The organism is Veillonella sp. oral taxon 158, from assembly GCF_018376515.1.
Classification (GTDB): Bacteria; Bacillota; Negativicutes; order Veillonellales; family Veillonellaceae; genus Veillonella; species Veillonella rogosae.
Window position 1 is genome coordinate 105,491 of the sequence record NZ_JAHABE010000002.1, and the last position, 24,577, is coordinate 130,067.

Sequence of the window (24,577 nt, forward strand, 5' to 3'; positions counted from 1 at the left end):
TTTTCTACCTTTATTATAAAAATTCTGTCATACAACTTTTTTATGTGTATTCGTAAAATGCGATTTTTCTATTACAAAAATGCCACAATCCTGTTATACTCATACATATATAGGAGAATATATATGAGTAATAACGCAGAGTTATAAGTATATGAATTTCAAGTGGTATATCACTTTTTTCTTTTCTTAGGTTTATGAGCAAGCCCACAAAATGGAGAGCAATTAAGGCGATTATAGCGGTGAGCTTACTAGACCTCTTAGCACATTTGTGATTGGAGGTTCCACTATGATTTGTACTCGGGAAGATACTAAACTTATCAACGAAATCATGCGAGATTTCACAAACATAACAAAAATTGCGGCTATCTTTGTCAATAATCGCGGAAAAGTGTTATCTCAAGAATATAACTTTTCCCCCTTCTGTAAGGTAGTAAGGCGTAATCCAGCTTATGCCAAGCGATGTAATCAATGTGATTTATATGGCGGACTCGATGCTACAAAAGAACTATCATCGTGTCCTTATCGTTGTCACATGGGACTCATAGATTTCTCTGTTCCCGTTATGAAAGAGGGAGCTATTTTAGGCTTTATCATGGCAGGGCAAACTAAAACAGAGGATACTACAATCAAGCCGATTTTACCTACCCAGACAGATTGGCACGAAGACACTAAGCTTCGTGCACTATATCAGGCATTACCAGTGCTTACAGCAGAACAAATTTACAGTGCTACAAAGGTGTTACGGATCTTGGTAGAGCATTACTTCCCATTCAATGATTTAGTAGCAGAAGAACTACCATATGAGCAATTACCAGACTTTGTCGAGTCTGAGCAGCCTATTAATCGTCCTGAAATCAGAAAAGCTATCTTGTACATAGAAAAAAACCTGAGCAAACGAGTGTCTCTTAGACGGATTTCGGAACATATTCATTTAAGCGAGTCCTATTTCTCCAAGATTTTTAAAGATGATACAGGACTTTCAGTAGTGCAATATATAACACTACTCCGTATACAGGAAGCAAAAAAATTGTTGGTCTATTCCCAATTAACAGTCAATCAAATCAGTAAAACCTTGGGATATAACAGAACGAGTTACTTCTGCAAGATTTTTAAAATGGCTACTACGGAAACACCGCATTCGTACAGAAAAAAATATGCTAAACCTATTGATGCATAATCCAAAACAAAGCTATAGCTAGCAATGATAAAGGGCTCTATATTGAAAATAGAGCCCTTTATCAATGTATAAATCAATTTCTACGTAGCAGATAAAATAACAAAAAGACGTAACACCAAATGGTGTTACGCCTTTTTTGTATTAGAGAGTTAATCTGAGGAGATGTTTTGTGAAATACACTATGTTATTAACGATTCAATTGATTAGAACGCTGGAATAATTGCACCTTTGTAGTGTTCTTCAATGAATTTCTTAACTTCTGGAGATTGTAATGCTTTAGCTAATTTTTGGATAGCTGGTTTGTTTTCATCACCAGGGTTAACGGATAGAAGATTTGCATATGGAGAGTCAGCTTTCTCTACGAATAAGCCATCTTTTGTAGGATTAAGGCCGGCTGGCAATGCATAGTTGGCATTGATTACAGCTGCGTCCAAATCTTGGATGGAACGAGGAATTTGAGCTGCTTCTAACTCAGTAATTTGGATGTTTTTAGGGTTGCTAGTCACATCAAATGGTGTGTTAGTCAAACCAGTTGGATCTTTCAAAGTTACAAGACCTGCACTTTGCAACAAGAGAAGTGCACGAGCACTGTTTGTTGGATCAGATGGAATTGCTACTTTTGCGCCATTTGGCAAGTCTTTCAAATCTTTAATTTTTTGAGAGTAGATAGCCAGTGGTTCAATGTGAACTGGTGCGAAGCTTACGAAGTTTGTACCATGATCTTTATTGAAGTTATTTTGGTAAGGTACGTTTGCAAAAAAGTTTGCATCTACTTCTTTACTAGACAATGCCATATTTGGTTGGATGTAATCTGTAAACTCAATAACTTGAAGATCTACACCTTCTTTAGCCAATAAAGGCTTAATTTGATTCAAAATTTCCGCATGAGGTACAGGGTTTGCTGCTACTTTTAATACCTCTGCTTTAGAGCTGCTAGCACCACTAGAGCTTGCGTTATTTGTGGAAGACCCACAACCACTAATCAATAAGGACGCACCCAGTACGGCCGTCGCTGCTAATGCTAACCATTTTTTCATGTAATCCTCCTATCTACGATGAAAACCTACATCTCTGACGAGGACTCATACGTATACAACATTCGTAGACATTGTAATAAATCTATTCTTCTTATCTTGTATCTACATTTAATTATTTAATAATTTCGATGTAGTAAGTATAGCAATTTAATTCCTACTCGTATAATAGATTTTACATGTATAATAATATAACTTTAATCTATAGCAAGATAAGAGTAATTACATTTAGCTATGCCAAGTACATAAAAACGGTACTAAGATGATTCCCCGTACTACTAGGTAATATACCTAATAGCTAAAATCAAACTTAGTACCGTTATAAATGTCACCCTATATAATAAACAATATAATCAAAATCCAAAAATCAACTTATAGAGTTGACGTTGTTTGCTCGATAGAAATAGTTACAGGTGCTGATAATTTAGCCTCTAACCAAGCTTTTATTCGTTCCAAATCTGCATCAGATATAGCGGATGTAGTATGGATGATCACCATATAGCGACTCGCTTTAGGCTCTTCTAGATTATCTATCAAAGGCATGCCTTCTACTTTGCTTACAAACGGGAATAACGCCTTTGCTTCAGCTTCTGTCGTTTTCATAGTATTTATAGTTTCACTTACTAGTTCATAAGTCGGCTGGTACAGATTACTCAAGTTTTTATATGTTTCAAGATTCTCTGAAGATTTATTCGAGTTCACCTTATCCGTAGTAGATTTTTTCTCATCTACGCTAGTAACAAATCGTAATGTATAAGGCTGCAAGTACTCATCCTTCTGTAATTTGTCATCCAACTGGGCTCGCTCCTCTGAAGTCACAGGAGCGCCTATAGCTACTATGTCTACTAGCTTATTCGTCCGATCCAATGAATAATCAATCACTTGTCGACGTCCCTCTTGATTAATATCATTCTTAATAAACTGCTCTAGATGATTTGACTCGGAATACTTGATGGTCATATCATAGCCTGCATAAATACTTGGTATAGCCATAATAAGACCAATCACAAGAAATATTAGCTGATTACGACGAATACGCTCTTCGGCTTGTTCATGGAATGGCAAACGATATACACCCTTTAAAACAATAAAAGCTGCAAAGAAGATAAAGAATGCATTTATAAAGAATAAATAGCTAGCCCCAAAGAAATAGGTCCAATTTCCACTAGCAAGTCCATATCCTGCCGTACATAGTGGTGGCATAAGTGCAGTTGCAATCGCAACCCCTGGTATAACATTATCTAAGGTCTTACGCGTTTGCCCAATAATCCCAGCTAACCCACCAAATATAGCAATGAATACATCAAAAATATTCGGTTCTGTACGCGCTAATAGTTCAGATGTAGCCGTCTGAACGGGGGAAATATAAAAATATAAAGCAGATGCCAAAACAGCAATCGTAATCTGTACGGACAATCTTAAAATACCACTCTTCGCAACTGTAAAATTAAGCGTAGCGAAGCCAAAGCCAATTGCTAAAATAGGTCCCATCAACGGCGATATAAGCATAGCACCAATAACAACTGCCGTACTATTCATATTCAACCCAATAGAGGCAATAAATATGGAGAAGATCAGGATAAGCAACGCAGGTCCCTTAATCTTAGCCCCACCTATCAACCTTTTAGAAATAGTTGCATCATCAGCGCGCTCAAAATGTATATTAAAGTATTTATTTATTTCCATTCTTCCTCCTTATAATTTCATCAAATCTGCAAAGGTCCCTACGTTTACAAACATATGCTGTGTAGTTTTGAGCATTTGTACCATCAATATGGCCCCCGTGCCTTCCCCCATCGACATGTAGGCTTGAATAGGAACCATGTTTTGTGTAATATCTACCTCTGCTAAAGCTAGCTCTGTGCCTTTTTCTCGAGAGTTATGAGATGGCAATGCATAATCCTTAACACGATCATTCATATGTACTGCACAAGCTGCTGCTACAGCTGTAATAAAGCCATCAATGACAAAGGGCTTTTTAAACTCAACACAAGCGAGCATAGCCCCAAGAATAGCAGCAATATCAAAGCCCCCTACATGGGCTACGATTTTACGAACTCTTTCAGCTTCACTGTCAGAAACAATACTAGCCTTATGCTTATCTAATACAGCGCGCACAAAATCAATTTTACGCTTCATCAAATCTGGTTTATTAGGCCAAGAACCAGGACCTACCGTTTCAGTGGGATCCGCTCCAGTTAAGGCAGACAACACACAGGCAGAAGTCGTCGTATTACCGAGTCCCATTTCACCAAAGGAAAAAAGATTTATCCCTTGCTTTACATAATGTTCAACTCGTTCATAGCCAGCTTGAAAGGCACGATTAAATTCATCCTCAGTCATAGCAGGGTGGTTTAAAATATTCTTTGTCCCCTTTGCGACCTTGCGATCCACTCCGATGCCATCATCTGAGGCAATTCCTACATCCACAACTTCATAAGGAATGTTGTTAAAGTCACAAAATTGTGTGGCCGACGAACGCCCCAAGAGCATATTACGCGACTGCTTTTGCGTTACCTCATAGTTATAACCTACATAGCCTTCCATATTACAACCATTATCGGCGGAAAATATGATATGCTGAGGTCGAATTTCACCACTAATCTCGCCCCAAGCTGTACAAATCTTACGGAAATATATTTCCCACAAGCCAAGTCCTCCTGGAATTAAGCATTTAGCTTGGAGAAATTTATTCAGTTGTTGCTCTATGGCTGTGCTTGGCTTATCTTTCATTCTATTATCTAGACGATACTTAATGCATCGACTAGCCTTCTATTAATTCGATATTATTCTATATGAAAGTATAACACAAACCTCATATCTAATGATATGAGGTTTGTTAGCTTTTAATATATTAAGGCATCAAAAAAGGTTATCCCATTAGAGGATAACCTTTTATTTGAACTATATTAGGACATAGATATATCTTTTGTTAATTATCTTAAACCAGTGAAATTAAGCACCTTGGAATTGTGGCATATCGTCGCCACTAGAGTCATCTAGTGTACCTTGAAGGTCATGGTCAACCATAGCGCATACGGATGCATCAGACCACACGTTTTCAGCAGTTTCGATCATGTCAATAATCGTATAGATTGGCAAGATGATACCAAGCAAACCGATTGGTGCACCGATGGAGCTCATCAAGGACAATGTTAAGAAGTAACAACCCATTGGAACGCCAGCATTACCAATAGCAGCAAGAACAGCAATGAATAACCAAGCAATCATTGTGCCCATCGTCAATTCAATACCTGCGTTTTGCATTACGAATAAGGATTGTTCCAAATTTTATATACAAACTCTGCCCAACTCTAATGATACATATCTATATCTACAGTAATCATTCGCGTTCGTTCCGGATTAAACATAAAGTAAATCACTCTTGGCTGATCATGATCAAAGTTATGGTAAACAACATATACTACATATTTCTCAGCTGATACTCGAGTACTATAATAAAAATCTTCATTAGGATCATCACCGACGCTCTGGCTGCCATCAATTAACCATGGAAATAATTTCCAGTTTTGTCGTTGAATAGTGATAATCTCATAATAATTGTCTATGTCACTAACCAATACATTTTTATCTTTTGTATATGTAAACGAATTAAGTACTTCAACTGTAGTATCCTTGTCCCTGCCATTTATAAACGAATACCAAGAATTAGATTTAACAGTTTCCTCATACCTTGAAATCGTAGATTCATCACCATCTAATACCAAGCAACTATAATTTCCACCCAATCCAATTACCTCAGCAGAAGAAACCACTTTCAAACTCTCTAGTAAAGACTTAGGTGCTTGTAATGGAGATGGAATATACCCCGCCTTAGATGAGGGCCAAGTAGAGTGCCAACGTTGTATATCATAATGGGATATTCCTACAGCAGAAAACACTAAGGTAACAGCTAATGTAGGAAGCATACATAGAAAAAAGATTACATAAAAATATGTTAAAAATCTTTTTCGTATAGCGTTCTCACTATCGATTATTCCACATTTCTCAAACAACAGTACAATCGTAGCTACTAACAAAATCAGATAGTATAATCCAGAATATGATATCTCATCCGAGAATAAAAAAGTTAATATCCAAAGAGTTATAAAGAACCATATACTCTTTCTATAAGGATTAGAAAAAAACAATTTCTTTAAGTAAATTAAACACTGTTGCATTTACGATCTCCACAACAATACCTACTCAAATTACTTAGATTGATAAAGCACCGCCCGTGTCCCATCATTACTAATTAGCAATTCTACAAAATGAGGTCTTTTTGTATTCCCATCATCTACAAACACATATAATCTATGATTTCGAGTAGAGTTATATGTATCTTTAACTACAGTTTTTGTCTCTTTTCGAGGTGCAAAGCGTAACCACTCTATAAAATTTCGTTGTGGTAAGTTTAGAGGTTCTTCCTCGATGCTCTCTATAACGTTATAGCTATTGGGATGAGATATAAAACGCTTTTTCTCCCCCGTATCTAAATCACGCAATACACCATCCGCATCAATTTGCGCTGTATAGGTAGCATTTTGCTTAGCTATCATTTCATACTGTGAGATTACTTTAGGGTCTCCCTCTAATACAGTATATCTCGTAGGATATGCATTTGCCCAAACTAAGCTATCACCAGATGCAGAAGCTCTGAGAACCCCTTCTGGAAGCTCCTTTGGACGCTTTAAGCCTTCCGGTAATTCATCATTATTAGGCCAGCCCCGTTTCCAATCCATTGTGCTAAACTCAAAACCATCCATTTGATCATGAGTCGTTTGAGTATCATACTTAACCCAATCAGCTACGAGCCAAGATATACTAAGAGTTATGATAACAAACAAAACACAAGCCATTCTGCTATGTCTTCTTTCAGATATAGCTTGTTTCTTAAAACGCCTATATTGCAGTAACAAACTCAATACTATAGCTATACCAAAAACAATGTATGTAATAGGCGCTAAATTAAATAAGATTGCTACAATTGCAAACAACACGCATAGCATAACCGTTAATAGGCCATAAAATCCTTGGAACAAAACTCTCTCCTATAATGACAACACTTAGAACATTTTCTTATACAACTCTTCAATATCTTCACGGTTTATTTCTGCCACTGTATTAGCAATATTGCCTGTAGCTACAACATATACATTATCTACAAGCCAAGGAATGTCTTTTTTCGCAAAGCCTAGTTCTGTAAGGTTTGTAGTAAGGTCTAGGTCATGTACGATAAAGCGTAAAGCTTCACCTAGTTCGGAGCCATCGCCGTGGTTAAAGATACGAGCTAAAGCACCGAATTTATCTGGGTTAGCACTCCAAGTGTATTCCACTACCACAGGTTCAATAACGGCAAGGCCCACACCGTGTGTAATATCTTTAAGGCCACTGGCAGGGTGTTCCATACCGTGGGCTAGTGTAACACCCGCCGTATTGATTACCATACCGCCAATGGTGCTAGCAAGGGTTACCGATTCCCAAGCTTTTGTGAGTTGTTTTTCGTTCAGTACTTCAGGTTTACCGTTAGCAACGGCTTTCACATGTTTATATAGAGGTACGAGGTATTGTGCTAATAATGTTACTGCATAATAAGATAATGCATCAGTAAAAGGTTGTGCCGTTTTAGAGGTATAAGCTTCGATATTATGACATAATGCATCAAAGCCAACCGACGCCAACACATGAGGTGGCATGGTGCCCATCACAGCAGGATCTACAATAGATACCTTCGGCACGATTGCATTACAACGCAAAGATTTCTTATCCCCCGTTTCAGGATTGGTAAGTACACCAAAGCCATTGCCTTCAGAGCCGGTACCACATGTTGTAGGAATGACAATGAGTGGTAATGCGGTATCGCTCGTTTTACGATTAAAGATATAATCGTTAATATCCCCTTCGTTTACGGCCATAAAGGCAATGCCCTTTGCACAGTCCATGATCGAACCACCGCCGATAGCAATAACCATATCGCAGCTTTCAGATTTAGCTAAAGCAGCGCCCTCTAAAGCAGTCGTTGTTAATGGATTAGCATCAACTTGATCAAACAACACATAGTCAATATGAGCAGTCTCTAATTTTGCTACTACACGGTCATATAAACCAGATTTCTTCGCACTAGTGCGACCTGTTACGATGAGGGCTTTCTTGCCATAAGATGCAACATAATCAGCAACACTGTCTACTTTATTCCAACCAAATTGGATGTTTACAGGTAAAAAATAAGAGAATTCCATGTGACAACCTCGTTTCTCTGAAAACTACTTCTTAGTGCTATTGTAATGTATATTTAAGGGCATGTAAAACCTCATAGGACTTTCACTAGAAAACAGGTATACTAATAATAAGAGGGGATATTTATATTTATAGAGGGAGAGACATCTATGAAATTTGCCATTAAACATTTATGGTCTTCGCTGCGGGACCTAGCAACGCAGTCGCCTATATTACTGGCATTAATTGCCATATTTTCATGTACACCGTTGTATATTGAACAAGATTGGTTTGCCGAAATCGACATTAAGCTATACTCACTGTATTTCTTTATCGTTATATTACAAAGCTATATAACGAGAGCCCGAAAGTTTTCCATAGTATATACCTTAGTAAGTATCGGAATCAGCGTTGGTCTTTATATGATTCACGAAACGTACGGGTATGTGCGGGGCATTGAGCTAGCTACGGAAAATATATCGTACCTATGGCTATACTCCATGATTGCCTTGTATTTCACCTCATCTGGTGAACATTACATCGGTGAAATCATCAACCGCATCAAACGGATTGGCATCACCCTTGTTACGTCTACGTTATACAACATTGTTATCATCATGAGTTTATGGTTCTTCTTCATCATCATTGACCAGCCATTCGACGTTGAAGAAACCATTTTTAAGGTGCTCGCATCCATTAATATATTCATTTGTCTATCTATGGTATGTTCTTACAAAGAAGATCCAGAGGGCCCCGCAGAACCAAGTAAATTCTTTACCGTTGTGTTCGGCATTATCTTGCCAAAGGCGTCCATTATTACAGGTATTCTAGCTAACATCTATTTAGTCTTAATCCTGTTAGGGCTTCGAGAGGATACGCGTTTCTTCTACACCTACTATCCGTATGTAGCCATTTTCTACCTATTCTACTTGGCTAGCTTTAGATCTAGTGAAAGTAGCAAGACTCAGCAAATCTTGTGCTTCTTGTTCATTACGTTAACTACATTGTGCTTAGCCCTAATCGGTAAGCGTGTTATTAATGAACCAATTCTCTGGCTCAATACAATTTATGTGAGTGCATTCAATTTAATCTTCTTAGTACACAATATTTATTCTCTTGTGAAAGGTTTAAAACCTTCTGTACACACAACAGTTATGGCTCTAGCCTTAGGTGCTGTTCTCTTGACACCATTCATAGGCTATACAACGTATCGTGAATTTGTTACGTATACTAAAGTTGATGGAGAATGGCATGCAAGCCTACCAATAGCAGCCACTTTTGATCCTAACTTCACAGACTACGGCACACCATATGTACCTGTGGACGATTTAAAACTGCCAGATACCAACCCAGCAAACGGCAGACGCGTCGAGTATATCAATTTTGATGCTTTGTCTGCACCAAAGGTTATCTCTATTGCAGGCTACGATAAATACATTGAAAACATCGAATTAATAGTCTACGAAAGAGACCTTAAGGAATACGAAGTAGAATCCGCCAACTTCGACTCCATCTCCTTCAAGTTCCTCAATAAAGGCCTTGATTTAGAGGTATCTCTACCAAATGGAGTAACAGAGGTTCATCATATTTATGATAAGTTCCTTACCGTCGATAAAACAACCATCGATCCTGTCATTATAGAAGGCACTGGATACAAACTATTGATTACGTCGTACTTCATAAACCAATTCGATACACGTAAACTTAAATTTAATGTACTTTATAATTAAGCATATAATACAATATAGTAATAATTACAACATCATATATAATATGACAAAAGCAGTACCTCACAGGGGGTACTGCTTTTATTCGTTAGCTCAGCTTTATAAGAATATCTTTAGCAAAATCTTGGGCCGCTTTAAAATCGTCTTCATTTGGGTGTACGGCAGCTTGTTTGTGACGTGCATCGCGATCAGCAGATTGACCATGGCTATGCCCTTTGGGGAACATCTTATACATCATTTCGATGACCTTAGGGTCTACCTTGCCTTGGCAGATGAAAGTCCCTACAGGCTCTACGCCATCTGGTAAACAGTTTGCTGCATTGATTAAACTTTCCTTTGCATGTGCCATTTGAGGTGGTACGCCTGCTGTTGCAAACAGAGCAATGTGAGAGTTATGTAATGTGCCTAGTACATCACGGGCCTCTTTATTAGCTGTCCCTTTATCCACCCAGAATCCTGCAAACACAAGATCGTAAGATGATACATCGGGCGGCAATTCTTGCATAGATACACATGGTGTACCTGCTGGCAATACGCTAGTAATAGCCTCTGCCACTTGTTTAGTATTTCCCGTAAGGGAAGAATATATAACAATAGACTTCATGTCTTACCTCCTATTTACTATATATCTATTATAGGCCATGTATCACATGCTTTTAATAAAATAAATCACAATAGTATATAGAACGATATAAAACGGAATTTTATATACTGCCGCGTACTATTTTACTATTCACAAAAGAGATATAGCATTCAAAATCATCATATATGCATCCCATATAGCATTTTCTAGCATTTATAACTATATCGATAAATTTAAGCATACTATATTTATAAATTTCTAAATGTCAATATTGAATGTATAGAATTTTTTAGCTATAATCGTAACATAATGTATAAGCTCAATAGGAAAACTACAACATATAGTAGTTTTCTTATTTTTCTGATTAGACTTAACTTAAAGATATTTTATACTTTTCAGTCTAATCTTATATATGCTTAGATTAACAGTTTTATTACTTTTAAGACTCAAGGGGAACAGTAATGGAGATTATGATCAAGAAACGGGATGGCCATTTCGAGCCTTTATCCGTTGAAAAAACGAAACGTATGATTGCCTTCGCATGTTTGGGGTTAGATTCTTGTGATCCACTAGAATTGGAGTTGGATGCGAAGTTACAATTCGTTGATGGCATGACTACTAAAGAGATTCAAAAAACTTTAGTACAAACTGCTATCGAAAAGGTTATCTCTAAAAAAGACGATGGCTTCGGTAACCAAGTTAACAAAATGAACCAAGATTGGCAATTCGTAGCGGCTCGTCTATTCTTGTTCGACCTCTATAAAGAAGCTGCTATCACGCGCCGCTATAAAGCGTTTGGTTATGGCAACTTCCCAAATCTTGTACACATGCTTGTAGAAGAGAAAAAATACGCTGACTTCTTCGTTACAGAATATACAGCTGATGAATTGCAAGAGTTAGGCGATTACATTAAACCAAAACGAGACTATCTCTTCAACTATGAAGGCCTTAAATTATTAGCTGACCGTTACTTAGTAAAAGGCTTCAACAAAGAAATCTACGAGTTACCACAAGAACGTTTCATGGCTATCGCTATGCACTTGGCATTAGTAGAAGGCGAAAACAAAGTAGAATACGCTAAAAAATTCTACGACTTGATGAGCCAATTAAAAATGACAACAGCTACACCTACATTGGCAAATGCTGGTACACCATTTCATCAATTGTCCTCTTGCTTCATCTCTGGCGTAGATGACAACTTATGGTCCATTTACGACGTAAACAGCAAATTCTCCCGCGTATCTAAACACGGTGGCGCTCTTGGTATCTACCTTGGTAAAGTTCGCGCATTGAACTCCGACATTCGCGGTTTCAAAAACTCCTCTGGTGGCGTTATTCCTTGGATTCGTTTGTACAACGATACAGCTGTTGCAGTAGACCAATTGGGTAAACGTAAAGGCGGCGCCACAGTAACACTTGATATTTGGCACAAAGACTTCTACGAGTTCGTAGAGCTTCGCACTAACAATGGTGACGACCGTCGTAAAGCACATGATATCTTCCCTGCTATCTCTGTTCCAAACATCTTTATGGAACGTATGTTAGCTCGTGAAAACTTTACTTTATTCGACCCTCATGAAATCTTAGCTGTAAAAGGCTATGCCTTAGAGGACTACTTCGATACAGAAGACGAAAAAGAGTTTACAAAACGCTATATCGAATGTGAACAAGATGCTAACTTGCATGGTATCGAAGTACCTGCCCTAGACATGATGAAAAAAATCATGCGCTCTGCTGTTGAAACTGGTACACCATTCATCTTCTTCCGCGATACTGTAAACTCTGCAAACCCTAACAAACATGCAGGTATGATTTACGCATCCAATTTGTGCCACGAAATCGCACAAAACGTTGGCTTCACAAACCTTGCTGAAGAAATTATCAACGAAGACGGTACTATCACTACAAAAACAAATACAGGCGACATGGTTACATGTAACTTGAATTCCATCAGCCTTGGCCGTATTACTGACGAAGAATTAGAAGAAAACATTGCCCTTCAAATTCGCATGCTAGACAATGTTATTTCCATTAACCAAGCGCCAGTACCAGAGTCTCGCATGACATCTGATAAATACCGCGCTATTGGTCTTGGTACTTCTGGTTACCACCACTACCTCGTAAACCACGATATCCAATGGGAATCTGATGAGCACATTGAAGTAGCGGACAAATTGTTCGAAAATATCGCTTACTATTCCATCAAAGCCTCCATGGAATTGGCTAAAGAAAAAGGTGCGTACCCTGCATTCAAAGGTTCCGAATGGGAAACTGGTGCATACTTCACACGTCGTGGCTACACATCTGATCGTTGGAAACAATTGGCGGCAGATGTTGCTAAATACGGTATCCGCAATGGTTACTTGATGGCGGTAGCGCCTACTGGTTCTACTTCCAACATTGCGAACACAACGGCTGGTATCGACCCGATCTTCAAAAAATTCTTCATCGAAGAAAAGAAAGGTTCTTTCACACCAAAAACAGCTCCAGATTTGAACAACAAAACATTCTGGCTCTACAAAGAGGCACATACAATCGACCAACAATGGTCCATCAAAGCTTGTGGCGTGCGTCAACGTCATATTGACCAAGCACAATCTTTCAACTTGTATATCACACCTCAAATGAAAGCGAAAGAAATCTTAGACCTTTACGTTGAGGCCTACAAACAAGGGGTTAAAACAATCTACTACATCCGTAACCAATCCCTTGAAATGGATGAATGCACAAGCTGCTCCTCCTAATACGAGATGTGTTTATAAATCTGATGACGACCTATAGCAGTATAGGTCGCATCGTTGTATAAAGGAGTCCTACTATGGATAAAAAACTAATTTTCAACGAACATGGTGACCGTGGCACGCAATCTATGATTGGTGGTAATACCACAAACCTTCGCGAATGGAACCGTATCAAGTACGATTGGGCGAACCAAATGTACCGTACGATGCTCAACAACTTCTGGATTCCTGAAGAGATTTCTTTGAACGAAGACGTTAAGCAATTCCCATACTTAACAGACTACGAACGCCGTGCATTTGATAAAATCATTGCATTCTTGAACTTCCTTGATTCTATTCAGTCTGAAAACTTGCCTAACTTGAGCCGCTATATTACAGCATCTGAAGTGGCATCTTTATTGAATATCCAAACATTCCAAGAGGAAATTCACGCTCAAAGTTATTCCTACATTTTGGACACTGTAACAAACCCTATTACACGTGACAAAATCTATGACGAATGGCGTACAGATAAGACATTGCTTGCTCGTAACCGCTTTATCGCTGATGCATACCAACGTTTCAGCGACGATCCTAGCGAAGCAAACCTTATTCATACAATCATTGCTAACTATATCTTAGAAGGTATCTACTTCTACTCTGGTTTTAGCTTCTTCTACACTTTGGCACGCCAAGGTAAAATGACAGCTACATCCACTATTTTCAAATATATCAACCGCGACGAAGTAACTCACCTTGTATTGTTCCAAAACATCATCCGCGAGTTACGCCGTGAACGCCCTGATTTATTCACACCAGAACTAGAAGAAAAAATCACTGATATGATTCGCCAAGGTACAGAGAATGAAATCGCTTGGGGTCAATACATCACTGATGATAAAATCCTCGGTCTTAACAACGTTCTTATCGAACGCTATATCAAATACCTTGCAAATATCCGCTTAGAAGCAATCGGCTTACCTCATCTATATCCTGAAATCAAGGATAATCCAATGGAATGGATCGAAAGCTTCTCCAACTTGAATAGCACAAAAACTGACTTCTTCGAAGCAAAAGTTACAAACTATACAAAAGCAGCAGCATTTGATTTCGATGATTTAGAATAATAACAAAATAGATAAAAGAAAAAGTGATTCTCACGGTAGGAGAATCACTTTTTTCATTATAAAGGTTATTCAGTTAATAACGGTTAGCCAGCTGTATATGGGCTGAATCGACCAGCAAATAGGTAGGAACCCATTTTACCAAGTTTAGCAGCAAAGATAGAAGCTACGATACCTAAAATAATCATAATCCATGCATTATCTGCATTTACACCATCAGCAATAGCAATATAGGCTTGTACACAGGACAAGATGAAGTAAATAATTGTTAAGTAAATTTTTGCTTTTGGAATCTTAGACTTTCCTGTTTTGTAACGTAATATACTACCGATATAGCCAGAGATACCACCAATAATAACTAGAAGTGGTAGAATCATTGCTACTAATGTAATGGCAGAGAATAATACATTTGCAATAGATGGAATCAACAATGCAATAACAGGTACTATGAAAGAAGCTGCTGTTGCTGCGATTGGGAAATGTACCGCAATTGGATGTAAATGAAGATCTAGCAATTTTTCGCGTGTTGGATTAATACGACGTGGCTTGTAATCCATCCAAACTGTTGGAGGGAAACCACATGTTGGACACGGTTGATCCCTGTACTTAGCTTCCTCAATATATCCACATACACGGCAAATTATCCATTCCGTACCTTGTTCAGGTGTTGGTTTAGCTGCGGTAGAACTTGTTGCTGCCGTAGCTGCTTTTTGTTCTGCTGTCATTATGAAATCTCCTTACTTAAGAAATTCTATATAATTAAATAATGGTTATTATTTAATTATATTATAACATAATTCACTAAGTAAAAGTAAAATTTATATGCTTATCAAAAAATTAAATGTATTATGGTGCTAACGTACCTATAATCAAAGGTAGCGGTATTTGATTTCGATAAATTAGAATAATAAGAAAAAAGATACCCAATCCAGATCTTTGGATTGGGTATCTTTTTATCGTTTATATTTAGGAATAGTCCCCAACGCCACCCTCGTTTGTACAGTTGACACATGGTAATACATTATAAATTGTATCAATACATTTGTGCGCAAATAGGCCTACACTGTAGATTTTCATTCGCCCCATAAATGTATTCATAAAACGCTTGGTAAAAGCAAAAGTTTTGTGTCCACCCTGTTTCAAACTACCAACTATATTAGCTTTCAATCAATTCAGTTGTCCAGTTAGCAGACTGCAATAGATTGTCTAATAAACGAACTTGTTTTGCTATATTGTCAGCTTCTTTTTGGATATCTTTGACATTAACGGTCGGTATTAATTTAATCTCAGACCCTCTCGCACGGAAATTGATACTACCTGCACTATTCGCCAATGTTCGATATGCACTTAGACGCAATGCAGCGCTATCTTTTTCGGCAATGATTTCAGTAATAGAACGGCCTTCTACAATAGTTTTACAATTCGTTAAATTAATATGTGCAATTAATTTTTGAAGTCTCGTTACACATTGATCTAATTCTTTCAAGAGCTCTTCAGGGCTCTCATTCGGTACTTCCCCTTCTTGTACTAAGCTATTTGAAGTTAAACGAAGCTCTAAATCGCTGATTTTATAATTTAAATCAGCACGTTCTTGTAATGCTTCTGCTAGTTTCATAAACTCTCACCTCATATTTTAAAATATATAGATATTAATATACTGACTGAACTAATACAAACTATTATATTTAGTATCTAGTTTCTTATAATACTTTCCGCATCATCACATGTGGACAGCCTTCATCAAGATATTCTTCCCCTTCTGCTTTATAGCCAAGAGACTTGTAAAATGGTTTTGCCTGTACTTGCGCTGATAAGGAGCAGGTCTTAAATCCATCGCGACGAATGCCATTTTCTGCGGCCATCATAATCTTAGTTCCTAGATGCTGTCCACGATATAACTTACGCACCGCCATACGGCCAATATGGGCATCACCTTCTTCATTGCTTGGGAAATAGCGACATGTACCTGCTGGCTTGCCATCGATATATAAAAGGACAAATTTTGCTATTTCATCTATTTCATCAAACTCGTCTTCAAAACCCTGTTCTTTCATAAACACATCAATACGTATTTGTTTTATTTCATCAGTAATATGATCTAAAATTTGAATAACCATATCGCCTCCACTGCTACTCATATATCGCTATTTGCGTAAAATTATTTTTGTTATACTGTACCTAAGAGAGTCAATTGACGTGAGTTAGGTTCATCACAAAAGGTGGTGATACTATGACAAAACATGAAATTACATATGTAGTTATCATAATTTTGTTATCCGTAGTTACTATCATTGCCTTAGTTAAGTAAGGTAATGAAAACGCCTAACGTAATGAGGTGGCTAGACCTCTAACACGTTAGGCGCATCATTTTTACCCAAATTTTAGATGAGCCTAACGCTACCGACACGTTGATTGGCTCTCTTTATAAACTTATTATACTACAATTTAGTCATGAATAGCAAAAATCATTTTTATACAAAAAGCCTTATTATATCTACATTCCAAATAATTTATTAAGCACATTATTTTTAAAACTTCTATGAAATTTAATTTTAAGTATTGCATAATCTTATCATTTGGGTTTATACTATACCCAACATTTTAGAAAGGAGCAACCAAAGATGACTAACCAAATTAGCCTCGCTACAAAACAATACTTTTATTGGTTCTTTATCCAACGTACGGGTAAGGAACTATTTGTGGTGCGCTAATTAAGACTTAGTTATTATTAGTTGCTTAGAATAGTAAAAGGGCTACCCGTATTAGATTACGGGTGGCCCTTTTTTGTTTGCTATCCCGTATGGTAAGCCCAGCTATTCACTGTAGTTACAAGGAGGAATTATCATGATTATTACATTGAAACAAAACGCAGCACAAACAGAGGTATCTCGTTTACGCAGTGAATTAGAGGCTCAAGGGTTCGTTATTCATCCTGTAGAAGGCACACGCTACAATATTTTAGGTCTTATCGGCGACACAGCATCCCTGGATGCTCGCCAAATTGAATCTCTTGATTTCGTAGATAAAGTAACTCGTATTCAAGAGCCATACAAAAAAGCAAACCGTAAATTCCATCCAGATGATTCTGTAATCAATGTAGGTGGTGTATTGATTGGTGGTGGTCACTTCGCAGTAATGGCTGGCCCTTGCTCCGTGGAAACACCTGAACAAGTAATTGAAACCGCAAAAGCTTGTAAAGAAGCAGGCGCTACTATCCTTCGTGGCGGCGCTTTCAAACCTCGTACATCCCCATACTCCTTCCAAGGCATGGGCCCAGAAGGTTTGGAATTGTTAGAGCTTGCTAAAAAAGAAACAGGCCTACCGATCGTTTCTGAAGTTATGGATATTTCCCAATTACAATACTTCGATAACGTAGATATGCTTCAAATCGGTGCTCGTAACATGCAAAACTTCACACTTTTAAAAGAAGTGGGTAAATTAAACAAACCAGTTCTTTTAAAACGTGGTTTGTCATCTACATACGAAGAATGGTTGATGGCTGCTGAATACATCATGTCCGAAGGCAATGAACAAGTTGTTTTATGCGAACGTGGTATCCGCACATTCGAAACTAAAACTCGCAATACCTTAGATGTAACAGCAATCCCTATGATGCATGAATTATCTCACTTGCCAATCATCATGGACCCTAGCCACGCAGCAGGCATGAGCCGCATGGTTCGTCCACTTTCTCTTGCATCTGTAGGCGGCGGTGCAGACGGCCTTATGATCGAAGTTCACAACGATCCATCCAAAGCATTATGCGATGGCCCTCAAGCATTACGTCCAGACCAATTCACTAGCCTTATGAAAGAAGTTATCGCATTGCGCCAAGCATTGGTAGAATGCACTAAATAATCTCACATACCACACAAATGAGCTAGTATCCGTTATAATAGATACTAGCTTATTCTTTTAAGAAAGGAACTGTCATGACTCGCATCCATATTAACGCGTCCACACCGTATGACGTTGTCATCGAGGAAGGCGCTTTACAACGCATCACCGATTATATTAAACCGTTAAAACCAAATTGTCGTGTTATTATCGTCAGCGATAGCAATGTGGCACCGCACTATTTGGACTCTGTGAAAGCAAATATGGAACATGCCGGTTATACTGTTTGTGATTATGTATTCCCTGCTGGTGAAAGCTCAAAAAATGCTCATCAACTCATCGATTTAGTGGAATACATGGCGGCCCAATCATTAACTCGTAAAGACCTGCTCATTGCCCTTGGGGGCGGCGTAGTAGGTGATATGGCAGGCTTTGCAGCTGCTACATACTTACGAGGTATCGACTATGTACAGGTTCCTACCTCTCTTTTAGCCGCTGTAGATTCCTCTGTAGGCGGTAAAACAGCAGTTAATCTAGATGCAGGTAAGAACTTATGGGGCGCTTTTAAACAACCTATCCTCGTCCTCTGCGATCCAACTACACTAAATACATTGCCAGACATGGAATGGAAAAATGGTTGTGGAGAAATTATCAAATACGGATTCCTCGATGTACCAGGTCTTTTAACCCAATTAGAGAATAGACCAGTAATTAAACATCGCGGTAGCGTTAGTGGCGTAATTGCCCGTTGCGTACAAGCTAAAGCAGATATCGTAGAGCAAGATGAGCGCGAATCCGGTGTTCGTGCCCTCTTAAACCTCGGTCATACCTTTGGTCATGGCATCGAAAAGGCGAGTCACTTTGAAGTGCACCATGGTTATGCCGTAGCAATTGGCATGGTCCTCATGGCGCAAGGTGCTGTAAAACATGGAGAATTAGATGCAGAGGCGTTAGAAAAATTAAAGGCTCTCATCGAAGCACACGATTTGCCAACCACAACGACTATACCAAAAGAAGAAATTTTAGCAGCTGCTAAACACGATAAAAAAAGCGAAGGGGCTACCATTAAAATTGTTGTTCCTACTAGCTATGGCCACAGCGAACTCAAGGTAGTATCACACGAAGAGCTTGCAACCTATTTAGATTAAGGAGACTTATATGCATTCTGTAACGAACGCCATCCCTACGGGGACTATCGCGTCCATCCCCGCAAAGGCACATGCACACCGCGCACTGATTTGTGCCGCTCTCGGTAGCTCGCCATCTACGATATTGCTGAGCCGCACCTCTAAAGACATCGATGCTACTATGGACTCCTTACGAGGCTTAGGCGCACACGTTGTATATGAAAATAAAGTTGTCACTATTACACCAGGCCCTGCACCAGCAAAAGGCAAGGTAGTTCCTCACGAATCAGGCACTACATTACGTCTCTTATTACCTGTAGCTGCATCCATCTGTAACGATGTAGATGTAGATGCGAAAGGTCGTTTACCAAATCGCCCACTCGAACCTATGCTAAGCGAAATGAAAGCGCACGGCGTAACATTCTCTCAAGATAAACCACCATTTACTATGACGGGTCGTCTTCAAGGGGGCAATTTCTCCATGGTAGGCGATGTAAGTAGTCAATTCTTCTCTGGTTTATTGTTGGCAGCCCCTCAAATTGGCTTATCTACTATTACCTCTACTACGCCACTACAATCTAGCGATTATGTAACACTAACTACTGAAACAATGCGAGATTTTGGTGTCGAAGTAGAACACACTTTACCAGACACAAATATCAATGAGGCTTTCACAGTACCATTTGGTGCGTCCTTCATCGGCCGTGATAATTACCAAATCGAAGGCGATTGGTCTAATACAGCGATTTGGATGGTCGCTGCCGCTATGACAGGCAAACCAATTACGATTACAGGCATGAACAAAAATTCTGTACAAGCTGACCGACGCATCATGCAAGTTATGATTGATGCAGGTTGTGATGTTGTATGGGATGGTATGAATATAACGGTCACAGGTCGTGCTTCCAAGCCAATCCATGCAGATCTAGAGCAAATGCCGGATATGTTGCCTGTTATGGCAGCCCTTGCTTGCTCTATTTCTGGTGAAAGCTCTTTTATTAAGGGTGCTCGCCTACGCTTAAAAGAATCCGATCGTCTCATAGCTGTTGCTAATCTCGTAAGAGATCTAGGTGGTACGGTGCGCGAAGATGGTGATGACCTATATATCATCGGTAGTGGTATACTTAAAGGTGGCCAAGGTGATTGCGTAAATGACCATCGCCTCGTTATGGCAGGTACATTGATGGCCCTCATCAGTGAAAGTCCTGTAACACTAAAAGATAGCGAAGCTATCACAAAATCCTATCCAGACTTCTTTGAGGACTGGAACTTACTAGGTGGTAATGCACAACCGGTATAGATTTTTAATCTTAACTGGTGTGATTCGATACATAATAACAATAATAGTCATAAGGACTATATAGTAGGAGTTAATATAATGGCATCTAATTTCGGTAAAACCATACAAGTATCTACCTTTGGCGCCTCTCACGGCTATGCCATTGGCGGTATCGTAGAAGGCCTACCTTGTGGACACACCATCGATATCGATGAACTAAAAGCCTTCTTAAAGCGCCGTGCGCCAGGTCAAAATCAACTACAAACGCAACGTAAGGAAGCCGATGTGCCTGAATTTTTAGCAGGTATGGTGGACGGCATGCTCAGTGGTTCCCCATTGGCATTTATGATTCGCAATACATCGCAACACTCTAGCGATTACAATAACTTACGCGACATTCCTCGCCCATCTCATGCGGACTTTACAGCTCGTATGCGCTACGGTGACAAGGTAGATATGCGAGGCGGCGGCCACTTCTCAGCACGCCTTACAGCACCTCTATGCGTAGCCGGTGGCATTGCTATCCAACTATTACGCGAAAAAGGCATTGAAATTCACGGCCATTTGAAACAGGTTGGTACAATCCAAGATGCTCCTATCGATATGGTTCATCCAGATATGAAAGCACTTAGTAACATCGCGACCGAGCCAATTGCTATGCTCGATGCAGATAAACGCAGTGAAGTAGAAAAACTTGTAATGCAACTAAAAAAAGACGGCGACTCCACCGGTGGTATCGTTGAAGTCGTGGCTACAGGTCTACCAATTGGATTAGGCAATCCAAACTTTGATGGTATTGAAAACCGATTAGCTCGCGTTATCTTTGGCGTACCAGCCATTAAAGGCATATCCTTTGGCGGTGGCTTTGATATATGCACTCGCCTAGGATCCAAAGTAAACGATGCTTTCACCATGGATGGTGACAAGATTACAACCACAACTAACAATAGCGGTGGTATTCAAGGCGGTATAACTAACGGCTTGCCCCTCGTAATGCAAGTAGGCATCAAACCAACACCATCCATTTATAAAGAGCAACATTCTGTATCACTTTCACAACAAGAGGACACATTGCTCACCATTAAAGGTCGTCACGACCCATGCGTAGCGCTTCGTGCAGTTCCTGTTATCGAAGCTGTTACGGCCCTTGTTATTCTTGATTTCTTAGGAGATATTGACCATGAACTTAGATGAAGTACGCGTTAAAATTAACGATATAAACGACCAAATGCTCGCCCTCTTCAAAGAGCGCATGGAACTCTCCAAGGACGTTGCGGCGGCAAAGAAAGAAATGAATAAGGCCATTTACGATGCCAAACGAGAACGGGATATTCTCGACAAAGTAACGAGAGATGCAGGCCCGGATCTCGATCTATATGCACGCCGTTTCTTCGAAGCATTATTTAGCTTGAGTCGTACCTATCAGTCTGAACAATTATTCCAAGATAATGAGTTCACAATAAAAATGAAAAAAGCCATTGAGCAGTCCCCTACCTTGCCACCGCAACGCGGCAGCGTAGCTTGTGCCGGCGTATTTGGCAGCAATGCTCAAATGGCGTGTGATAAATTATTGCCCCTCAGCCAAATTCACTACGTAACGGGTTTCCGTGCTGTATTTGATGCGGTAGAATCCGGCGAATGTCAATTTGGTGTATTGCCTATCGAAAACAGCTCCAATGGTTCTGTAAAAGAAGTATACGACCTCTTAGAAGAGCGTAAATGCTATATCGTACGCGGTACACGCCTTTGGATTTCTCACGACTTACTCGTAAAAAAAGGCACAAAACTAGAAGATATTCATACGATCATCTCCCACCCTCAAGCGTTGGGCCAATGTAGTCACTTCCTAGATACATTAGAAGGCGTAGAGTTACGTTCCTTCGATAACACGGCTCGTGCAGCACAAATGGTGGCAGCCAGTGATGATCCAGGCATAGCAGCTATTGCAGCACCGCAATGTGCAGACTTGTATAATTTGTCTCCATTGATGCGCAATATCCAAAATAGCGATAACAACTATACGCGCTTTATCTGTATCAGCAAGGACTTCCATGTATACCCAGGGGCTAATAAAATCTCTGTGGTAACCACGGCAAGCCATGCTCCAGGAGGGCTCGGTACATTACTTACCAAGTTTGCTAATATCGGTGTAAACCTTACAAAACTCGAATCTCGCCCTATCGTAGGCCATAACTTTGAGTTTTTATTCTACCTCGATCTAGAAGCATCCTTAGCAGATCCAAAGGTATTATCCGTGTTAGCAGAGCTTCATACATCGCAAGATAAGTTCCGCTTGCTCGGTAATTATCCTGAAAACTAATATATTCATCCGTACTAGTCCCTATCAGGGCATATATAGTACAATGAATATAGTTATAAAACTCCAATGGCTAATAGGTACCAGCCTATTAGCCATTCTATGTATATTGACCTAGGAGGTCCTATGAAATTTGGTTTACTTGGCCGTACGTTAGGCCATAGCTTTTCTCCTCACATTCATAGTGTGTTAGGAAATACTAATTACGAATTATTTGAAAGAGAACCAAGCCAATTGCAAGAGTTCTTTGATGATCCTGAACTACAAGGCATCAATATTACCTTCCCTTACAAGGTAAATGCCCTTGAGGCTTGTGATGTGGTTGACCCTCGTGCAGAACGCATCGGCTGTGTGAACACAATGGTTCGCAAAGACGGTAAATGGCACGGTTACAATACAGACTATGATGGCTTTGTATTTACACTACAACACGCTGGTATCGATGTATCTGGCAAGGAATGTATCATCCTTGGCGATGGCGCTTCCTCTGCTACTGTTCACGTAGCACTTGAGGACTTAGGTGCAAAGAGTATCACGCATTTATCTCGTAAAACGGCTCCGTTCTACAACGATGCCCCTAATTACTATGAAACAGCGCAGATTATTATTAACTGTACACCTATCGGTATGTATCCTCACAATCCGGCTAGCCTCATCGATCTTATGCAGTTTTCCAAGCTAGAAGGTGTTATCGACCTCATCTACAATCCACGCCGCACGATTCTACTACTCCAAGCGGAAATGATGGATGTTCCTCACTGTGATGGCCTGCCATTCCTCGTGGCACAAGGCGTTGAGGCGGCTAATCATTTTCAAGGTGAAAGCTTTGGTACAAAGGAGATCGAACAAATCTTACGAGATATGCGCCGTGAAAAGGAAAATATCATCCTCATCGGTATGCCTGGTGTAGGTAAAACAACTGTTGGTAAAGCCCTTGGAGAAGAAATGGGCCGCACTTGCATAGATGTAGATGAAGAACTAGAAAAAGAAATTGGAGATATTTCTACCTATATTACGGAACAAGGGGAACCAGCCTTCCGAGAAAAAGAAGCGGAAATGATTGCAAAATTCGGTACAGAAACGGGCCTCATTATCTCCACTGGCGGTGGTTGTGTAACAGTGCCTAAAAACTACGCGCACCTACGCCAAAATGGTCGCATTTACCAATTAACACAACCAGTAGAAAACCTATCTACCTCCGGTCGTGTCCTTTCTAGCGGCGGCATCGAGCGCTTACGCGAACTTGAAGAAACTCGTACACCAATGTATGAAAGCTTTGCTCAATGCATCGTAGAACATAATCGCAATGCTCCAGAAACAGTGGCAGTAATCCTAGAAGACTTTGAAGCAAACTTATTGTAAGAGCTTGTATAGCAAAAGTGTAAAATTGTTTACATCTGTATTTCTAGATAAAACTAAAATGCATATCATAACAT

20 protein-coding genes and 1 pseudogene are annotated in these 24,577 nt (G+C 39.4%); 10 read left to right on the top strand and 11 right to left on the bottom strand.

From position 1 onward, the window contains the following. The first annotated feature begins 286 nt into the window (after positions 1 to 286). Entirely contained in the window at positions 287 to 1,177 is an 891-nt protein-coding gene (locus KH364_RS01695) for a PocR ligand-binding domain-containing protein (protein ID WP_273298180.1), read from the top strand. A gap of 203 nt (positions 1,178 to 1,380) precedes the next feature. On the opposite strand, the gene KH364_RS01700 is transcribed toward KH364_RS01695, so the two are convergent. The 7 genes and pseudogenes from KH364_RS01700 to KH364_RS01730 form a co-directional block, all read right to left on the bottom strand. Beyond that, on the bottom strand, positions 1,381 to 2,214 hold the full coding sequence (locus KH364_RS01700; RefSeq protein ID WP_009352271.1) for a MetQ/NlpA family ABC transporter substrate-binding protein: 834 nt from the start codon (positions 2,212 to 2,214) through the stop codon (positions 1,381 to 1,383). A gap of 369 nt (positions 2,215 to 2,583) precedes the next feature. Then, the gene (locus KH364_RS01705; RefSeq protein ID WP_273298182.1) at positions 2,584 to 3,897 is read right to left on the bottom strand and encodes a DUF389 domain-containing protein; all 1,314 of its coding nucleotides are present in this window, start codon (positions 3,895 to 3,897) and stop codon (positions 2,584 to 2,586) included. A gap of 9 nt (positions 3,898 to 3,906) precedes the next feature. Then, complete coding sequence (locus KH364_RS01710) at positions 3,907 to 4,944, bottom strand: nicotinate-nucleotide--dimethylbenzimidazole phosphoribosyltransferase (RefSeq protein WP_273298184.1); 1,038 nt, start codon at positions 4,942 to 4,944, stop codon at positions 3,907 to 3,909. A gap of 222 nt (positions 4,945 to 5,166) precedes the next feature. After that, positions 5,167 to 5,490 (bottom strand): annotated as a pseudogene (locus tag KH364_RS01715) (cation:dicarboxylase symporter family transporter); the annotation flags it as partial. A gap of 35 nt (positions 5,491 to 5,525) precedes the next feature. Next, positions 5,526 to 6,392 carry a hypothetical protein gene (locus KH364_RS01720; RefSeq protein WP_273298186.1) on the bottom strand — a complete coding sequence of 289 codons (867 nt, stop codon included), beginning with the start codon at positions 6,390 to 6,392 and terminating at the stop codon, positions 5,526 to 5,528. A gap of 30 nt (positions 6,393 to 6,422) precedes the next feature. Continuing rightward, positions 6,423 to 7,070 carry a hypothetical protein gene (locus tag KH364_RS01725; RefSeq protein ID WP_273298188.1) on the bottom strand — a complete coding sequence of 216 codons (648 nt, stop codon included), beginning with the start codon at positions 7,068 to 7,070 and terminating at the stop codon, positions 6,423 to 6,425. A gap of 207 nt (positions 7,071 to 7,277) precedes the next feature. After that, the gene (locus KH364_RS01730; RefSeq protein WP_273298189.1) at positions 7,278 to 8,450 is read right to left on the bottom strand and encodes an iron-containing alcohol dehydrogenase; all 1,173 of its coding nucleotides are present in this window, start codon (positions 8,448 to 8,450) and stop codon (positions 7,278 to 7,280) included. A 147-nt stretch (positions 8,451 to 8,597) separates the two neighbouring features. Here KH364_RS01730 and KH364_RS01735 point away from each other — a divergent pair, with 147 nt between their 5' ends. Next, entirely contained in the window at positions 8,598 to 10,157 is a 1,560-nt protein-coding gene (locus KH364_RS01735) for a hypothetical protein (RefSeq protein WP_273298190.1), read from the top strand. Between the two features lie 85 nt (positions 10,158 to 10,242). Here KH364_RS01735 and KH364_RS01740 read toward each other — a convergent pair whose 3' ends face one another. Further along, entirely contained in the window at positions 10,243 to 10,758 is a 516-nt protein-coding gene (locus tag KH364_RS01740; RefSeq protein WP_273298192.1) for a flavodoxin family protein, read from the bottom strand. A 440-nt stretch (positions 10,759 to 11,198) separates the two neighbouring features. Here KH364_RS01740 and KH364_RS01745 point away from each other — a divergent pair, with 440 nt between their 5' ends. Continuing rightward, positions 11,199 to 13,481 (top strand): ribonucleoside-diphosphate reductase subunit alpha, encoded by a 2,283-nt coding sequence (locus tag KH364_RS01745; RefSeq protein ID WP_273298193.1) that lies wholly within the window; start codon positions 11,199 to 11,201, stop codon positions 13,479 to 13,481. A 74-nt stretch (positions 13,482 to 13,555) separates the two neighbouring features. Then, positions 13,556 to 14,584 carry a ribonucleotide-diphosphate reductase subunit beta gene (locus KH364_RS01750; protein WP_009352283.1) on the top strand — a complete coding sequence of 343 codons (1,029 nt, stop codon included), beginning with the start codon at positions 13,556 to 13,558 and terminating at the stop codon, positions 14,582 to 14,584. Positions 14,585 to 14,667: 83 nt separating this feature from the next. Here the strand turns inward: KH364_RS01750 and KH364_RS01755 are convergent, their stop codons facing one another. From KH364_RS01755 to KH364_RS01765, 3 genes are all read right to left on the bottom strand, one after another. Then, positions 14,668 to 15,306 (bottom strand): hypothetical protein, encoded by a 639-nt coding sequence (locus tag KH364_RS01755; RefSeq protein WP_273298194.1) that lies wholly within the window; start codon positions 15,304 to 15,306, stop codon positions 14,668 to 14,670. 431 nt (positions 15,307 to 15,737) lie between these two features. Continuing rightward, positions 15,738 to 16,196 (bottom strand): DIP1984 family protein, encoded by a 459-nt coding sequence (locus tag KH364_RS01760; RefSeq protein WP_273298196.1) that lies wholly within the window; start codon positions 16,194 to 16,196, stop codon positions 15,738 to 15,740. Positions 16,197 to 16,281: 85 nt separating this feature from the next. Next, positions 16,282 to 16,698, bottom strand: coding sequence for a GNAT family N-acetyltransferase (locus KH364_RS01765; protein WP_273298198.1), 417 nt, complete (start codon positions 16,696 to 16,698; stop codon positions 16,282 to 16,284). A gap of 727 nt (positions 16,699 to 17,425) precedes the next feature. Between KH364_RS01765 and aroF the strand changes: the two genes are divergently transcribed. From aroF to KH364_RS01795, 6 genes are all read left to right on the top strand, one after another. After that, positions 17,426 to 18,439, top strand: a complete 1,014-nt coding sequence (gene aroF, locus KH364_RS01770) for a 3-deoxy-7-phosphoheptulonate synthase (RefSeq protein ID WP_273298200.1) — start codon at positions 17,426 to 17,428, stop codon at positions 18,437 to 18,439. 74 nt (positions 18,440 to 18,513) lie between these two features. Continuing rightward, complete coding sequence (gene aroB / locus KH364_RS01775; protein ID WP_273298202.1) at positions 18,514 to 19,566, top strand: 3-dehydroquinate synthase; 1,053 nt, start codon at positions 18,514 to 18,516, stop codon at positions 19,564 to 19,566. Between the two features lie 10 nt (positions 19,567 to 19,576). Next, positions 19,577 to 20,845 carry a 3-phosphoshikimate 1-carboxyvinyltransferase gene (aroA, locus tag KH364_RS01780; RefSeq protein WP_273298203.1) on the top strand — a complete coding sequence of 423 codons (1,269 nt, stop codon included), beginning with the start codon at positions 19,577 to 19,579 and terminating at the stop codon, positions 20,843 to 20,845. Positions 20,846 to 20,923: 78 nt separating this feature from the next. Then, positions 20,924 to 22,018: a chorismate synthase gene (gene aroC, locus KH364_RS01785; protein ID WP_273298205.1), complete on the top strand. Its 1,095-nt coding sequence runs from the start codon at positions 20,924 to 20,926 to the stop codon at positions 22,016 to 22,018. Then, positions 22,005 to 23,144: a bifunctional chorismate mutase/prephenate dehydratase gene (locus KH364_RS01790; protein ID WP_273298208.1), complete on the top strand. Its 1,140-nt coding sequence runs from the start codon at positions 22,005 to 22,007 to the stop codon at positions 23,142 to 23,144. The genes aroC and KH364_RS01790 overlap by 14 nt, the downstream gene beginning before the upstream one ends. Positions 23,145 to 23,267: 123 nt before the next feature. After that, positions 23,268 to 24,503 carry a shikimate kinase gene (locus tag KH364_RS01795; protein WP_273298209.1) on the top strand — a complete coding sequence of 412 codons (1,236 nt, stop codon included), beginning with the start codon at positions 23,268 to 23,270 and terminating at the stop codon, positions 24,501 to 24,503. Positions 24,504 to 24,577: the final 74 nt, after the last annotated feature.

Coding starts and splice junctions, on each gene's coding strand:
- KH364_RS01760 (WP_273298196.1), bottom strand. CDS start 16,196: ATGAAACTAGCAGAAGCATTACAAGAACGTGCTGATTTAAATTATAAA.
- KH364_RS01695 (WP_273298180.1), top strand. CDS start 287: ATGATTTGTACTCGGGAAGATACTAAACTTATCAACGAAATCATGCGA.
- KH364_RS01730 (WP_273298189.1), bottom strand. CDS start 8,450: ATGGAATTCTCTTATTTTTTACCTGTAAACATCCAATTTGGTTGGAAT.
- KH364_RS01705 (WP_273298182.1), bottom strand. CDS start 3,897: ATGGAAATAAATAAATACTTTAATATACATTTTGAGCGCGCTGATGAT.
- KH364_RS01745 (WP_273298193.1), top strand. CDS start 11,199: ATGGAGATTATGATCAAGAAACGGGATGGCCATTTCGAGCCTTTATCC.
- aroC (WP_273298205.1), top strand. CDS start 20,924: ATGGCATCTAATTTCGGTAAAACCATACAAGTATCTACCTTTGGCGCC.
- KH364_RS01750 (WP_009352283.1), top strand. CDS start 13,556: ATGGATAAAAAACTAATTTTCAACGAACATGGTGACCGTGGCACGCAA.
- aroB (WP_273298202.1), top strand. CDS start 18,514: ATGACTCGCATCCATATTAACGCGTCCACACCGTATGACGTTGTCATC.
- aroF (WP_273298200.1), top strand. CDS start 17,426: ATGATTATTACATTGAAACAAAACGCAGCACAAACAGAGGTATCTCGT.
- KH364_RS01790 (WP_273298208.1), top strand. CDS start 22,005: ATGAACTTAGATGAAGTACGCGTTAAAATTAACGATATAAACGACCAA.
- aroA (WP_273298203.1), top strand. CDS start 19,577: ATGCATTCTGTAACGAACGCCATCCCTACGGGGACTATCGCGTCCATC.
- KH364_RS01740 (WP_273298192.1), bottom strand. CDS start 10,758: ATGAAGTCTATTGTTATATATTCTTCCCTTACGGGAAATACTAAACAA.
- KH364_RS01765 (WP_273298198.1), bottom strand. CDS start 16,698: ATGGTTATTCAAATTTTAGATCATATTACTGATGAAATAAAACAAATA.
- KH364_RS01755 (WP_273298194.1), bottom strand. CDS start 15,306: ATGACAGCAGAACAAAAAGCAGCTACGGCAGCAACAAGTTCTACCGCA.
- KH364_RS01720 (WP_273298186.1), bottom strand. CDS start 6,392: ATGCAACAGTGTTTAATTTACTTAAAGAAATTGTTTTTTTCTAATCCT.
- KH364_RS01795 (WP_273298209.1), top strand. CDS start 23,268: ATGAAATTTGGTTTACTTGGCCGTACGTTAGGCCATAGCTTTTCTCCT.
- KH364_RS01735 (WP_273298190.1), top strand. CDS start 8,598: ATGAAATTTGCCATTAAACATTTATGGTCTTCGCTGCGGGACCTAGCA.
- KH364_RS01710 (WP_273298184.1), bottom strand. CDS start 4,944: ATGAAAGATAAGCCAAGCACAGCCATAGAGCAACAACTGAATAAATTT.
- KH364_RS01725 (WP_273298188.1), bottom strand. CDS start 7,070: ATGGCTTGTGTTTTGTTTGTTATCATAACTCTTAGTATATCTTGGCTC.
- KH364_RS01700 (WP_009352271.1), bottom strand. CDS start 2,214: ATGAAAAAATGGTTAGCATTAGCAGCGACGGCCGTACTGGGTGCGTCC.